The organism is uncultured Flavobacterium sp., from assembly GCF_963975515.1.
Lineage (GTDB): Bacteria > Bacteroidota > Bacteroidia > Flavobacteriales > Flavobacteriaceae > Flavobacterium.
In genome coordinates this window covers 273,294-287,301 of sequence record NZ_CAXBGY010000003.1, presented here as the reverse complement: position 1 = coordinate 287,301, position 14,008 = coordinate 273,294, and the positions used below count along the sequence as shown (strand labels likewise).

Sequence of the window (14,008 nt, the reverse complement as noted above, 5' to 3'; positions counted from 1 at the left end):
ACTTATTATTTTTTCTCGTTGTGATCATTTATCATTTTCGAATATACATCATGAAATTTTTTATTGGAACTCAAGTTTATGATTTCCGTTGAAAAAAACTTAATTAGTAAATTTTTATTATCTGAAATTTCAGATAGACAATCTTGGTCTTTTGAATCAAAAACAATTGCAGAAGCATAAATTTCTTCCCAACTTTCAGTTCCACTTACAAAAACTGTAAATAATTCAGCTTGAGAGTCTAAAAGTTTTCGTTTTTCCCAAATCAAAATTGGCATCTCAGTTTCACTCAACCAAATTTCTTTATCCCATTTTCCAAACTTATTATACATAATTCTTTGTGTATACATTGCAGAAAGAACAGCGTTAAAACACAACCGATTTACATATATTGAATCTTTTTTATTTAATGAAAGAATTTGCTTTATTTCAAAATTTTTATAACCGTTTTTATAAATAAATGGTATGTTTGGATTAGCTGTTTCTGTTTTAATTCCAACTTCATTTTCATAATTAAAACCTTCTTTTAAGTTTGAACAACCCAAAATTCCAATTATAATTATAGTTAGTAAAATTAATTTTTTCATGTTATTTTAAATTTTAGAAATATTGAGAAATTCCTTTTTCAATTGCAGTAACATTATGCTTTTTATTGAAAGCTCTAATAGCAAAGTTTTTATCCCAAATTTCTTTGGTTGCATAACCTCTTTTGTGATCTAAATGCAAACAAATAGCTTGATAACGAATTTGCTTTGCTAAAACTCCAAAATTAAATAAACGCTCACCTACTTCTCTATCTAAACCACCATATTGCATTTCTTCGTTAAAACCATTTACTGCGATTAAATCACTCTTAAAACAAGATGTATTGTGACCATTAAAGGTTTTCTTAGTTGGAGTTATCCAATTCATAAAAATAGCGAAGTATTTATTATGCGTTAATTTTGTCAACTTAAAACTACTTTTTACTCCATTTTTTATTAACCATGAAGTTGAAAAACAGTTTTGTGATTTTATATCTTCAAATGAAATGGCTTTTGAAGTTTCCATTGGTAATTTGAAATATCCACCAGAAAGAAAATATCCTTTTTCCTGAAATTTTAAATGTTGAGAAACAAAATCTTTTCTAGGAACACAATCTCCATCCGTAAATAATAAATAATCTGAATTCGTTTTAAGAATGGCTTTATTTAGAATTTTACATTTTTGAAAACCATCGTCTTCTTGCCAAACGTGTATAATTGGAAATTTAAATTTTGATTGAAAAGATTCAATAATGTCTTTGGTTTTTTCATTAGAGCCATCATCAGCAACAACAACTTCAAAATCATTCTCGGTTTGTTGGCAATAACCTTCGAGAACTTTTGATAGCCATTCTTCTGAATTGTAAGTAGTAATAATTACGGATAACTTCATGAAAACTATTAAGAATGGAAAATTACTATTTTTTCCAAAACTTTAACCTCTTTTTTATCCTTTTTTTTCGGTAAAAACGATATTGAAAATCTTTAGTTAGATTCCACATTGTTGAAAAAACCTTATCTTCATTAATTCCAGAAAGCTTAGCATACTCATTACTCATAGTAGCAACCATGTCTTCTTTTGGAGTGATTTTAGACAAGTTTTTCATGCGCGTTTCAAAATCCATTTTGGTATGGAATTTCATTCTATTTAAATCTACTAAATAAAAATCATATTTTCCTTCAGGTCTTTTGATAATTAAAGTGTTTCCTGGTGAATGATCTAAAAACTCAATTCCTTTTTCGTGCATAGAAAACGTGAATTGTGTAAACTGACGTAAAATATTTTCTGCATCTGGATAATCGGTTTCAACTAATTCACGATACGTTAAATCACATTCTAAATGTTCACTTACATAGTAACTGTCTTTTAAACCTAGCAAAGATGTGTTTTCAAAATAAGCGACTGGTCTTGGTGTTCCAATGTTATTCTCTAAAAGAAAATTGGCATATTCAAACGAACGTTGTGCTTTAGATTTTCTAAAATAACGATAAGCAATTTTATTAATTAGATTGGGTTCTTTAAACGATTTTACATTTAAAGTCAATTTATCTAACTCAAAAAGTTTAATGGTATTTCTGTTTCCTTTTATGAATACTTTACCCGAATTATCGAAATTCTTGATGAAATTTTCAATTTGTTGTTTCTTTTCTAAAAAGGCATCGTTAAGTTTGTACACCATTATTTTTTTTTCAAAATTATGCATACAATTTAATTAAACCAATATTTTAGGTATTTTTACCAAAAAATAAATCAAAAAAATGAGTTTATTACCAAAATCATCCCTTGTAACTCCAACTTATAATTGGCCAGAAGCTTTAGAACTTTTACTTTTAAGTATAAAGAATCAAAGTGTTTTACCCGATGAAGTATTAATTGCTGATGATGGTTCAAGAGAAGAAACCACAATTTTGATTAAAAAATTTCAAGCTGATTTTCCTGTTCCATTAATACATGTTTTTCATGAAGACAATGGTAATCAGAAGCCAATGATTATGAATAAAGCTATTGCTAAAGCTAAATATGATTACATTATTGAAATTGATGGTGACATTATTATGCACAAAGATTTTGTAAAAGATCATTTGACTTATGCAGAAAAGGGACTTTATTTATTTGGTTCAAGAGTAAATATTCAAAAAGATATTTTAAAAACTATTTTTGATAAAAAAATAATCAACTTTGGGTTTTTTGCAGAAGGAATTAAAAAAAGAACAAGAACTGTTCGTTTTCCATTATTTATGAAATTTGCTAAAACTCATGAGGAACGTTCGAGTAAATTAAGAGGTTGTAATATGTCTTTTTGGAAAGAAGATTTTATTAAAATCAATGGTTTTAATGAAGGATTAGTCGGTTGGGGAATTGATGATTCTGAAATGATTCAACGTTTACACAATATTGGCATAAAAGGTAAAAGATTGAAGCAAACTGCCATTGCTTATCATGTTTATCATAAAGAACAAGATAAAAACAATCTTGAAATTAATAATGCAATCGAAAAAGAAACCACAGAAAAGAAGATAACTTTTATTGAAAAAGGGATAAATCAGTATTTATAATTAGTTTTTAGCTACAATTTTTTGATATTCTTCTAAAGTTTTTTGAGCTATATATCTTGCTGTAAATTGTTCTTTAATTATTGTTTTTCCTTTTTCTGAAAACTGTTTTTGCAATTCTTTATTGTCTAGAAGTCGTGCTGTTTTTTCGGCTAATGATTTACTGTCTTTTATTTCTGCCATAAATCCGTTTTCTCCATCAATAATAACATCAGAAACAACTCCAACTTTAGTAGAAACTGTCGGAATTCCGATCAACATAGCTTCAAGTAAAGATGTAGGACCACCTTCTCTTTGTGATGTTAATAAAAAAGCGTCAAATTGAGTATTTAATGATGAAGCATTTTTGACTTTATCCATAAAAACAATATCCTTAAATACTTTTTTGTCTATAGCATATTGTTTTAATCTATCCGTTTTTTTTGAAAATTCTCCAACTTGTATGAAAACAATATCTTTTCTATTTAAATTATGTTTTAATTCTGCTAAAACATCAATTAATGTATATAAATCCTTTGCATTAGTGTGATTAGCAATATTTCCAATAATAAATTTTTCTTTAGGAATATTATATAATTCTCTAATATTTATTTTACTAGATTCATTTAAAATATTTAAAGAAACACTGTCATTTATAACAACAGTCTTATTTAGAGTTTCTTTGTTTAAAGTCTTACCAAAAGAATCTTGAACCATTTTTGAAACACAAATAATTGAATCTAATCTTTTATTATTGTATTTTAATTTACTTAAAAAACTACCACTAACTCCTACTCCTTTTTTTGAAAAAATTAATTTTACTTTAAAACTGTAAATCAAATTAGACATAAGAAAAAACATTAAGGAATCACTTGTGTGTAAATGAACAATATCTGGTTTATTTTCTTTAATAATTTTTGCTAAATGCTTATAATTAGAAAACTTGTTTAATTTTCTTGTTTTAACACCTAAAAAAGGGATATTTACTTTATTACATTCTTGTTCTAAAACAGATTTATTTATCCCATATACAATATTTTCAACATTTAATTCGTTTAACTGTGGCACTATATAGATTATCTGCTGCTCATTTCCTCCCCATCCTTTTGCACCAGATATATGTAGTATTTTCATAAAATTATTTGTTACTTTGCCTATGATTATTTTTTGTAAAAATATATAAAAAAAGTTGCAGATACAAAAGAGAATTAAACAAAAAAAACTAAAATGCTAGATTTATCTATTGTTATTATTAACTACAATACCAGTAATTATACTATTAAATGTATAGAAAGCATTTTTGAACATACTTCAAAAGAATTAAATTACAATATAAAGATAGTTGACAATCATTCTAATAAAGAAGATGTTGACAAACTAGAAAATTACTTAAAAGAATTAAACAGCCCAATAATTTCTTTTTTAAAAAATCATATTAATGTTGGTTTTGGAGGGGGAAATATGATTGGCTGTCAATTTTCTGACGCTACTTATTATGCTTTTATAAATAACGATTCACTACTTTTAAACGACTGTTTTTCTATCATTATTAATGAGATGAAACAAAATAAGCTATACGGAATTTGTGGACCACAAAGTTTTAAAGAAAATGGTACATTGTTACCAACTTTAGATCATTTTTCATCTCCTTTAAAAGAGTTATTTGGACGTTATTTTTTAGAAAAAATAAATCCTAAAAAATATCCAAACAGAAAAATTGAATACAAACAACCAAAACAAGGCCAATTTGTTTCTGGAAGTTTTATGGTTGTAAAATCTGAAGATTTTTGGAATGTTGGTGGTTTTGATACTAACATTTTTTTATATCATGAAGAAACGGATTTATGCATTCGATTAGCTAAAATTAATAAATATGCTTATTTAATTCCAGATGCAAAATTCATTCACTTTCATGGTGCAAGTACACCAAAATCTATTGAAATTAAAACTGAATTAAAAATATCTCTGTTATATGTAATTAGAAAACATTATGGCTATGTTAATTATAGAATCATATTAATATTTCTTCAAGTAAAGTATTTTATAAAAAGTTTTAGAAAACCAAAATATTGGTATTTATTCAAAATATTATTTAGAGGTGGAAGACTTAACGACTCCTTAAAACATAAGCAAAATAAAAAATAATAAAAATGAAAGTTTTGTTTTTTTGCCAAGATTATTTAGGTATTCATAAAGTCATTGAAAAAGGTATAATTGAATTTACTGGATTTGAGGTAAAAACAATTTTGTTTAACGATTATAAGTACAAAAACAAAACTGAAAAAATATTAAACTTTATTAGTAAGTCTCTTTTTAATATAAATTTAAAAAAAAAATGGGCGAGTAAATATTATGCAAATCAAATTAAACCAACAGACCAATTTGATTATGTTTTTATAATAAGTCCTGATTATTTATTAAATAATGAACTAGAATATATTACTAGAAAAGCTAAAAAATCTATTGTTTATTATTGGGATAGCTTTAAATTAATTGGAAGATATGAAAGAACATTACCTTTTTTTGATTTAAAATTTAGTTTTGAACCTAAAGATGTTGAAAAATATAACATGCAACTTCTAACAAATTTTTATTTTGATACTCAATCAAGTAATAAAAACATAATTGATGCCTATTATATTGGGAATTTTGACAACAGACTTTTAACCATTGAAAAAATAACATCTCTTTTGATTAACAATGGTTTAAAACCTGATATTTTTATTAAAGTTAAATCCAATACAAAAACAGAAAACTTTTCTAAAAACATTAAATTTATAACAGAATTTATACCTTTTGAAGAAAATCAAAAAAGAATGAAAGAATCTAAAATTATTTTAGACATTCATAAAGAAATTCAAAACGGTTTGACTTTTAGAGTTTTTGAAGCTATTGGTTTAAATAAAAAATTAATTACAACCAATAAAGACATAATAAATTATGATTTTTATAATCCAAATAATATTTTTGTTTGGAATGAAAATGTAACAGAAATTCCGAAAGATTTTCTCGAAAAAGAATATGAAAAATTACCTGATGATATTTACAACAAATACAGTTTAGAAAATTGGGTTAAAACAATATTAAAATAATATGATTTCAGTAGCACTTTGCACCTACAATGGTGAAAACTTTTTAACAAAACAACTTGATTCAATCTTAAATCAAACAATTACTGTTGATGAAATTGTAATCTGTGATGATATTTCAACTGACTCAACTATAAAAATTATAGAAGATTATCAAATTAAATATCCAAATTTAATTACACTTTATAAAAACGAAGTAAATCTAAAAAGTAATAAAAATTTTGAAAAAGCAATTCAGCTTTGTTCTGGTGATTTCATTTTTTTATCAGATCAAGATGATTTATGGAGAAAAGATAAAGTAGAAAAAACATTAGAAGTATTCACAAACAACCCTACTGCAGAAGGAGTTTTTTCAAATGCTAGTTTAATTGATGATAACGATAAAATATTATTTGAAAACATTTCACTTTGGGATAGCGTTTATTTCTTTGAAAGTAAAATAATAAAACCTCTAGATTTGCATAGATTATTACTTTTAAAAGGAAATTACCTTACAGGAGCTACTTTGTGTATTAAAAAAGAAGTAAAAGATTTTTGTTTCCCTTTTCAAACTCTAGAAAAAATATTTTTGCATGACGAGTGGTTTGCATATATATTATCAGAAAGAAAAACTTTGTTTTACTCAACAGAAAATTTGATTTCGTATAGAATACATTCTAACCAACAAATGGGTGTTGGAAACATTGTTAAAAATGCAGAAAAAATAAAAAAATCTCCTAAAAACATGCAAATAATTTTAGGAATTTTAAAACCAAAATCGTTTAGAGATTATAAAATTTTAACACGAACACTTTTTTCTCAGTATGAGAAATATAAAGAATTAAAAATGGATACATTTCTTGATTCTGAAAAAATTGAAAAAAAATTATTAGATTATTATTTTGAAGCTGATAAACAAATGAAAAAAGTTAATCCTATCTTATATTTTTTTAGAAAACGAAAAGATAAGAAAAAAGGTAAAAGACAAATTTAACCATATCAACACTTAGACTATGATGGTATCTATTTGCATGATAACGTATAATCATGAAAATTATTTAAAACAAACTATTGAGGCAGTTTTAAATCAAAATACAACATTTGATTTTGAGTTAATTGTAGCTAATGACAATTCTCCTGACAAAACTTCTGAGTTAGTTAATGAAATTATTACAGATCACGAAAAGGGAAACTTAATTCGTTTTTTAGATAATTCACAAAACATAGGAATGATGCCTAATTTTGTAAATACTTTAAAGAATTCAAAAGGAAAATATATTGCTTTATGTGAAGGAGATGATTATTGGACAGACAAAAACAAACTTCAAAAACAAGTAAACTTTCTTGAAAAAAACCCAGACTATGCAATGACTTTTCATAAGGCTTTAGTTGAAGTTGAAGGCAAATTAACCGATGACTTTATTACTAAAGAACCAAAAGAAACATCTACAATTATAGATTTAGCACACGGAAATTTCATACATACTTGTACGGTTATGTATCGAAATAATTTGTTTCCAAAATTTCCTAAGTACTTTATTAAATCTCCTGTTGGAGACTATTTTTTACATATGTTAAATAGTCAATATGGAAAAATTTATTATATGAAAGATATTATGGCTGTTTATCGTGTTCATGGTGCTTCCTATTGGTCTTCAAAAGATCAAGAAGAACGAACGGCAATATGGATTAAATTCATAAAGAAAATCAAGCCTCATTTTAAGAAAGAAATTAGAACACTACTTAATGAACAAATTAAAGTATTATTACCAGAAGAAATTCCTTGGAGAAAAAAAATTAAAATTAAAATAAAATCATTATTAAAAAAATAAGCTTGAAAATTATAAACTTTTTTAAAAATATCATTAGAAAGAGAAATAAAGGCTTAGTCATATTAGATGATATTTTTCCTTCACCATTGTCACCATGGAGAAGTAATGAATATGCAGAACTTTGTAACGTCTTCAAGAATACTAAAATTTATACTGATTGTACAACTTACATCCATTATAATCAGAATAAAAGTTATAAAGAAAACATTTCTCTATTAACTTCTAACTACCCTTCGTTAAAAGAAAAAATTTATGTTTTAAAGAAAAAAACTAATATAAATTACGATTTAGCTTATACTTTATTCTACAATAATTTAATTAAATTTTATCCAACTTTTGAAGAGAACAATACTAATTTTGCATTCACACTTTATCCAGGAGGAGGATTTGGTTTTAATAACGAACAAATAGATTCTTATTTAAGAAAGGTTTGTCAGTCAAATTATTTTAAAGGTGTTATTGTAAATCAAAACATTACAAAAACATATTTAATTGAAAAAAAAATTTGTAAAGAAGACAAGATTAAACTTATTTTCGGTGTACCTTTAAATTTAAATCTACCTGAAATTAAAGACTATACCTATAAGAAATCTTCTGACTGTTTAAATATATTATTTTTTGCTAACAAATACACATCCGATGGTGCTGACAAAGGGTTTGATGTATTTTTAAAAATTGTAAAACAACTACTTTACAAAAAAGAAACTTTTAATTTTATTGTAATTGGAGGGTTTTCAGAAAATGACGTCAGGGATACAGAAATTAAAAATATAATTGATTTTAAAGGAAGTTTAAATGAATTCGAATTCACCAAAATAGTAAAAGAAACGCATATATTGATTTCAGCAAACAGACCATTTATTTTAAGTAAAAATGGCTTTGATGGTTTTCCTTTGGCAACTTGCGTAACAGCTTCATTATATGGCAATTTAAACTTTATGACTGACTACTTCAACGAGGCTGAAAAAATAAATTTAAAAGGTAATGAAGGTTTTATTTTAATTAAAGATAGTATTGAAGACATCGTAGCAAACATAATAGAATTAGATAAGGATAGAGTTAAACTCCAAAAAATTGCTGAAAACGGTAGGAATAAAATGTTACATTTGTATAGTTTTGAAAATCAAATTACCCCAAGACTAGAATTTTTTAACAATTTATTATTTTGATAACTGTAACAAAAACTTTTTTTCCTTCTTTAATTGCTTATAACCAATATCTTGAAAGGATTTGGAAAAACCAATGGCTAACAAATAGAGGCGAATTAACCTTAGAATTAGAAGATAAATTAAAAAGTTTTCTAAAAGTAGAAAATATTATTATTACTACTAATGGAACACTACCTATTCAAATAGCTTTAAAATTATTTGGAAATAATGGAGAAATAATAACAACTCCTTTTTCTTATGTTGCCACAACATCTTCTATTATTTGGGAAAACTGCAAGCCTGTTTTTGTTGATATTAACAAAGAGTATTTAACAATAGATGAAACTAAAATTGAAGCAGCAATTACAAATAAAACGACTGCTATTTTAGCGACTCATGTTTTTGGAAATCCTTGCAATGTAGATATTATTGAAAAAATAGCTACTAAACATAACTTGAAAGTAATTTACGATGCAGCTCACTGTTTTGGAGTGTATTATAATAACAAATCTATTTTTAACTACGGTGATGTTAGTACATGCAGTTTTCATGCTACTAAAATATTTCATACTGGAGAAGGTGGAGCCATGTTTTGTAATGATAAAAATACCTATAACAAACTCTTTTATAGTCACAATTTTGGCCATAACGGTCCATTAGATTTTCATGGACTTGGAATAAATGCAAAAATATCTGAATTACAATCAGCTCTAGGATTAGCAGTATTTGATCAAATTGATGAAATATTTAAAGCTAGAAAAAAAATAGTTTCTGTTTATGATGAAATGATAAATTTTGATATTTTAAACAAAATGAAACTTAGAGAAAACACCATATGGAATTATAGTTATTATCCTATTATTTTTAATTCTGAAAGTCAATTACTTCTAGTACAAAAAGTGCTTAATGAAAATAATATTTTTCCAAGACGATACTTTTATCCTTCTCTAAATACAATTCCCTACGTAAACGGGAATGAAATGCCAATTTCTGAGTCTATTGCTTCTAGAGTTTTATGTTTACCTTTATATTTTGAACTTACATTACCCGAACAAAAAAATATTATAAATATTATAAATAATAATTTATGCTAATTATTGGAGCAAAAGGTTTTGCAAAAGAAATTCTTGAAGTGTTACATTTAAATAATGAATTGAATAACCTGGCTTTTTATGATGATGTAAATGATCTTCAAGAAAAAAAACTTTATAATCAATTTGATATTTTAACAAATATTGAAGAGGCCTCTCATTATTTTAAAACCAATTCAAATACGTTCTCAATAGGCATTGGTAATCCAATTTTAAGAAAAACAATATATGATAAATTTGTTTCAATTGGTGGTGTTTTTAGTTCTATTGTAAGTAAAAATTCTCAAATTGGTCATTATGGAAATAGTATTCAAGAAGGTTGTAATATTATGTGCGGCTCAATAATAACAAATGATGTTCATATTGGAAAAGGAACATTGATTAATCTTAGTTGTACTATTGGGCATGATTCCAAAATCGGTAAATTTGTTGAAATATCACCTGGAACAAATGTTTCCGGGAACTGTAATATTGGAAATTATACAATAATTGGCACGAACGTTACGATTTTGCCTAAAATAAATATAGGAAAAAATGTTATTGTTGCTGCAGGTTCTGTGGTTACAAAGGACGTTCCAGATAATTGTATGGTAGCAGGTGTTCCTGCGATAATAAAAAAACAAATAGAACCTCTTAATTTTTAAAAATTGGACATAAATACAGAAATAAACAACGCATACGAAGTAATTAAAGAAGGCGGAATAATCCTTTATCCAACTGATACCGTTTGGGGAATTGGCTGTGATGCTTCAAATGAAGAGGCTGTTGCCAAAATCTACGCATTAAAAAAGCGAGAAGAAAGTAAAAGCATGATTTGTTTGATGAATTCGGATAAAATGGTTTTCAACATATTCAAAGATGTACCAGAAGTTGCTTGGGAAATTTTAGATATGTCCGAAAACCCAACTACTTTAATATTAGACAAGCCTAAAAATGTAGCTAAAAATTTAATTGCAGAAGACAATACTTTAGCCATAAGAATCGTTAAAGAACCTTTTTGTTTCAAACTTATGGAACGCATGAAGAAACCTTTAGTTTCTACTTCTGCTAATTTATCAGGAATGCCTTCACCAAAATCTTTCAAAGAAATTGACCCAGAAATTATTAAAGGTGTTGACTATGTAGTAAATTTGCACAAAGATAAAATTTGCGAAAAACCTTCAACTATAATTAAATTAAGTTTAGATAGTCAGGTGAAGATTATTCGTAAGTAAAATTCCAAAAAATAAATCCCAAATCCCAATTACAGGAATTTGCGAATTTGAGGTCAAAAAAAATGAATTATACAAAAGCACTAAATAACCCAATATTTAAAATCATTGCAAAAGCAAGTCAAGAACTTAATGTAGATAGTTATGTTATTGGTGGATTTGTTCGTGATTATCTCTTAGAAAGACCTTTAAAAAAAGATATTGACATTGTTGCTGTTGGTAGTGGAATTGATTTAGCATTAAAAGTTTCTGAACTTTTACCTAACAAACCAAAAGTCCAAGTTTTTAAAAATTATGGAACAGCAATGCTTCGTTACAAAGACACTGATGTAGAATTTGTGGGTGCTCGAAAAGAAAGCTATCAAACGGAAAGTCGAAATCCAAAAGTCGAAATAGGAACATTACAAGATGATCAAGAAAGACGTGATTTTACTATAAATGCTATGGCTTTTTCTTTAAAGGAAGAAAATTACGGTGATTTAGTTGATCCTTTTAATGGTGTAGCTGATTTAGAATCAAAAACCATAAAAACACCTTTAAACCCTGACATTACTTATTCTGATGATCCTTTGAGAATGATGCGTGCCATTCGTTTTGCTACACAATTAAATTTTGAAATTGAAACAGAATCTTTAGAAGCAATATCAAGAAATAAAGAAAGAATTTCAATAATTTCTGGTGAACGAATTGTAGATGAACTAAATAAAATCCTTTCTACCGACAAACCTTCTATTGGATTTCTATTGTTATATAAAACCGGACTTTTAAATATTATTCTTCCAGAATTAACTGACTTAAATAATGTTGAAGAAATTGAAGGTCATACACATAAAAACAATTTTTACCATACTTTAGAAGTTGTAGATAACATTTGTCCAAATACTGATGATGTTTGGCTTCGTTGGGCTGCATTATTACATGATATTGGAAAAGCTCCGACAAAAAGATTCAGTAAAAAAAATGGCTGGACTTTTCATGGACATGAATTTTTAGGTGGAAAAATGGTTAAACGTATCTTTATAAGATTACACATGCCTCAGAACCAAAAAATGAAATTTGTTCAAAAAATGGTTATGTTGAGTTCACGTCCAATTGTTTTAGCTGAAGATATTGTAACAGATTCTGCAGTAAGACGTTTAGTTTTTGATGCTGGTGAAGATGTAGAAAATTTAATGACTCTTTGCGAAGCTGATATTACCACAAAAAATCCGCACAAGTTTAAAAAATACCATAATAATTTCAATATCGTTAGACAAAAAATTGTTGAAGTTGAAGAAAAAGATTCAGTAAGAAACTTTCAACCTCCAATTTCTGGTGAAGAAATCATGGAAATATTCAATCTAAAGCCCTCAAGAGAGATTGGTACACTAAAAGAAGCTGTTAAAGAAGCAATTTTAGAAGGAGAAATTCCTAATGAATATGAAGCTGCTTATCAATTTGTATTGAATAGAGCTGAAAAAATGGGCTTGAAAAAAGTTTAACTTTTCATTTAACAACTGTTAGGATTAGAGATTAAAAATATAGAATTATTTTTGTAAAAAGTAAAGATGAAAAATAATAAATCAGTCATAATTTGGTTACTTTCAGGATGTGTATTATTATTCATCATGGTAATGGTTGGAGGAATTACTCGTCTAACAAATTCTGGTTTATCGATGACTGATTGGCATTTGGTAACTGATACTTTTCCACCTTTAAGCGATGAAAAATGGGTTGATGCTTTTGAAGAGTACAAGAAATTTCCAGAATACCAGAAAATCAACATTCACAACGACTTTACGCTTTCTGATTATAAATTCATCTATTTTTGGGAATGGTTTCACCGTTTTATTGGACGAATTATAGGAATTGTTTTTATAATTCCGTTCGTATATTTCTTAATAAAAAAGAAATTAGACAAAGCAACCATAAAGAAATGTATCATTCTACTAATAATGGGTGCTTTTCAAGGGTTTTTAGGCTGGTTTATGGTAAGAAGTGGCTTAATTGATAATCCAGATGTAAGTCACTTTAGATTGGCTTTACACTTAACGTTTGCGTTTATTACTTTTGCCTACACACTTTGGGTTGCTTTAGATTTAATGTATCCCGAAAAAAATGAAATCTATAAATCATTAAAAATTATTGCACAAGTTGCTTTAGTCGCTTTAATTATCCAAATTATTTACGGTGGATTTGTAGCTGGTTTAAATGCGGGTTTAATACACAACCATTGGCCTTTAATGAGCGACGGGCAATTTATACATGACAGTGTATTTATTGAACAACCGACATTATTTAAAAATCTAATTGAAGGTAAAAGTGGCGTTCAGTTTGTACATAGAACTTTCGCTTATGTCGTTGTTGCATTAATAGCATTCTTATATTATAAAAGCCGAAAAATTAATTTAAACACAACTCAATGTAGAAGTTTAAAAGTGCTAATTTCATTTGTTTTTCTACAATTCATTCTTGGTGTTTTTACCTTACTTTTTCATGTTCCCATGTGGTTAGGTTTAGCACATCAATTGATGGCTTTTTTACTTTTAACGGCTATGACATTTGTCTTGCATCGTTTATCTAAATAAAAATAGTATATTTACTATTCCGACTATATTGTCACATT

Annotated in this window: 15 protein-coding genes; 11 read left to right on the top strand and 4 right to left on the bottom strand. The window is 26.7% G+C overall.

The window, feature by feature from the left end:
* Nucleotides 1-5: 5 nt before the first annotated feature.
* Genes AAC008_RS06040 through AAC008_RS06030 form a run of 3 tightly spaced genes read right to left on the bottom strand, consistent with a single transcriptional unit; the run spans nt 6 to nt 2,200 of the window.
* Nucleotides 6-584 (bottom strand): hypothetical protein, encoded by a 579-nt coding sequence (locus tag AAC008_RS06040; protein WP_339888055.1) that lies wholly within the window; start codon nt 582-584, stop codon nt 6-8.
* 13 nt (nt 585-597) lie between these two features.
* Nucleotides 598-1,413, bottom strand: a complete 816-nt coding sequence (locus AAC008_RS06035) for a glycosyltransferase family 2 protein (RefSeq protein ID WP_339888053.1) — start codon at nt 1,411-1,413, stop codon at nt 598-600.
* Nucleotides 1,414-1,438: 25 nt separating this feature from the next.
* Nucleotides 1,439-2,200: a Kdo domain containing protein gene (locus tag AAC008_RS06030; RefSeq protein WP_339888052.1), complete on the bottom strand. Its 762-nt coding sequence runs from the start codon at nt 2,198-2,200 to the stop codon at nt 1,439-1,441.
* A 79-nt stretch (nt 2,201-2,279) separates the two neighbouring features.
* On the opposite strand from AAC008_RS06030, the gene AAC008_RS06025 reads away from it, so the two are divergent.
* The gene (locus AAC008_RS06025) at nt 2,280-3,077 is read left to right on the top strand and encodes a glycosyltransferase family 2 protein (RefSeq protein ID WP_339888050.1); all 798 of its coding nucleotides are present in this window, start codon (nt 2,280-2,282) and stop codon (nt 3,075-3,077) included.
* Here AAC008_RS06025 and AAC008_RS06020 read toward each other — a convergent pair whose 3' ends face one another.
* On the bottom strand, nt 3,078-4,187 hold the full coding sequence (locus AAC008_RS06020) for a glycosyltransferase family 4 protein (RefSeq protein WP_339888048.1): 1,110 nt from the start codon (nt 4,185-4,187) through the stop codon (nt 3,078-3,080). It abuts the gene before it with no gap.
* 93 nt (nt 4,188-4,280) lie between these two features.
* On the opposite strand from AAC008_RS06020, the gene AAC008_RS06015 reads away from it, so the two are divergent.
* From AAC008_RS06015 to AAC008_RS05970, 10 genes are all read left to right on the top strand, one after another.
* Entirely contained in the window at nt 4,281-5,198 is a 918-nt protein-coding gene (locus tag AAC008_RS06015; protein WP_339888047.1) for a glycosyltransferase family 2 protein, read from the top strand.
* Nucleotides 5,199-5,203: 5 nt separating this feature from the next.
* Entirely contained in the window at nt 5,204-6,145 is a 942-nt protein-coding gene (locus AAC008_RS06010) for a lipopolysaccharide core biosynthesis protein rfaS (protein ID WP_339888046.1), read from the top strand.
* A 1-nt stretch (nt 6,146) separates the two neighbouring features.
* Nucleotides 6,147-7,115, top strand: a complete 969-nt coding sequence (locus tag AAC008_RS06005) for a glycosyltransferase family 2 protein (protein WP_339888044.1) — start codon at nt 6,147-6,149, stop codon at nt 7,113-7,115.
* Nucleotides 7,116-7,134: 19 nt separating this feature from the next.
* Entirely contained in the window at nt 7,135-7,953 is an 819-nt protein-coding gene (locus AAC008_RS06000; RefSeq protein ID WP_339888043.1) for a glycosyltransferase, read from the top strand.
* A gap of 2 nt (nt 7,954-7,955) precedes the next feature.
* Nucleotides 7,956-9,122 (top strand): glycosyltransferase, encoded by a 1,167-nt coding sequence (locus tag AAC008_RS05995; RefSeq protein ID WP_339888042.1) that lies wholly within the window; start codon nt 7,956-7,958, stop codon nt 9,120-9,122.
* Entirely contained in the window at nt 9,119-10,195 is a 1,077-nt protein-coding gene (locus AAC008_RS05990) for a DegT/DnrJ/EryC1/StrS family aminotransferase (RefSeq protein WP_339888041.1), read from the top strand. Before AAC008_RS05995 ends, AAC008_RS05990 begins: the two co-directional genes overlap by 4 nt.
* Nucleotides 10,189-10,836 (top strand): acetyltransferase, encoded by a 648-nt coding sequence (locus tag AAC008_RS05985; protein ID WP_339888039.1) that lies wholly within the window; start codon nt 10,189-10,191, stop codon nt 10,834-10,836. The genes AAC008_RS05990 and AAC008_RS05985 overlap by 7 nt, the downstream gene beginning before the upstream one ends.
* Nucleotides 10,837-10,839: 3 nt before the next feature.
* Complete coding sequence (locus AAC008_RS05980) at nt 10,840-11,406, top strand: L-threonylcarbamoyladenylate synthase (protein WP_339888038.1); 567 nt, start codon at nt 10,840-10,842, stop codon at nt 11,404-11,406.
* Nucleotides 11,407-11,468: 62 nt separating this feature from the next.
* Nucleotides 11,469-12,884 carry an HD domain-containing protein gene (locus AAC008_RS05975; protein WP_339888036.1) on the top strand — a complete coding sequence of 472 codons (1,416 nt, stop codon included), beginning with the start codon at nt 11,469-11,471 and terminating at the stop codon, nt 12,882-12,884.
* Nucleotides 12,885-12,950: 66 nt separating this feature from the next.
* On the top strand, nt 12,951-13,970 hold the full coding sequence (locus AAC008_RS05970; protein ID WP_339888035.1) for a COX15/CtaA family protein: 1,020 nt from the start codon (nt 12,951-12,953) through the stop codon (nt 13,968-13,970).
* The last annotated feature ends 38 nt before the right edge of the window (nt 13,971-14,008 follow it).

Bases quoted from the DNA above. Each gene is read 5' to 3' on its own strand.
- AAC008_RS05985 (WP_339888039.1), top strand. From the start codon at position 10,189: ATGCTAATTATTGGAGCAAAAGGTTTTGCAAAAGAAATTCTTGAAGTG.
- AAC008_RS06040 (WP_339888055.1), bottom strand. From the start codon at position 584: ATGAAAAAATTAATTTTACTAACTATAATTATAATTGGAATTTTGGGT.
- AAC008_RS06020 (WP_339888048.1), bottom strand. From the start codon at position 4,187: ATGAAAATACTACATATATCTGGTGCAAAAGGATGGGGAGGAAATGAG.
- AAC008_RS06010 (WP_339888046.1), top strand. From the start codon at position 5,204: ATGAAAGTTTTGTTTTTTTGCCAAGATTATTTAGGTATTCATAAAGTC.
- AAC008_RS06035 (WP_339888053.1), bottom strand. From the start codon at position 1,413: ATGAAGTTATCCGTAATTATTACTACTTACAATTCAGAAGAATGGCTA.
- AAC008_RS06025 (WP_339888050.1), top strand. From the start codon at position 2,280: ATGAGTTTATTACCAAAATCATCCCTTGTAACTCCAACTTATAATTGG.
- AAC008_RS05970 (WP_339888035.1), top strand. From the start codon at position 12,951: ATGAAAAATAATAAATCAGTCATAATTTGGTTACTTTCAGGATGTGTA.
- AAC008_RS06015 (WP_339888047.1), top strand. From the start codon at position 4,281: ATGCTAGATTTATCTATTGTTATTATTAACTACAATACCAGTAATTAT.
- AAC008_RS06030 (WP_339888052.1), bottom strand. From the start codon at position 2,200: ATGGTGTACAAACTTAACGATGCCTTTTTAGAAAAGAAACAACAAATT.
- AAC008_RS06000 (WP_339888043.1), top strand. From the start codon at position 7,135: ATGATGGTATCTATTTGCATGATAACGTATAATCATGAAAATTATTTA.
- AAC008_RS05975 (WP_339888036.1), top strand. From the start codon at position 11,469: ATGAATTATACAAAAGCACTAAATAACCCAATATTTAAAATCATTGCA.
- AAC008_RS06005 (WP_339888044.1), top strand. From the start codon at position 6,147: ATGATTTCAGTAGCACTTTGCACCTACAATGGTGAAAACTTTTTAACA.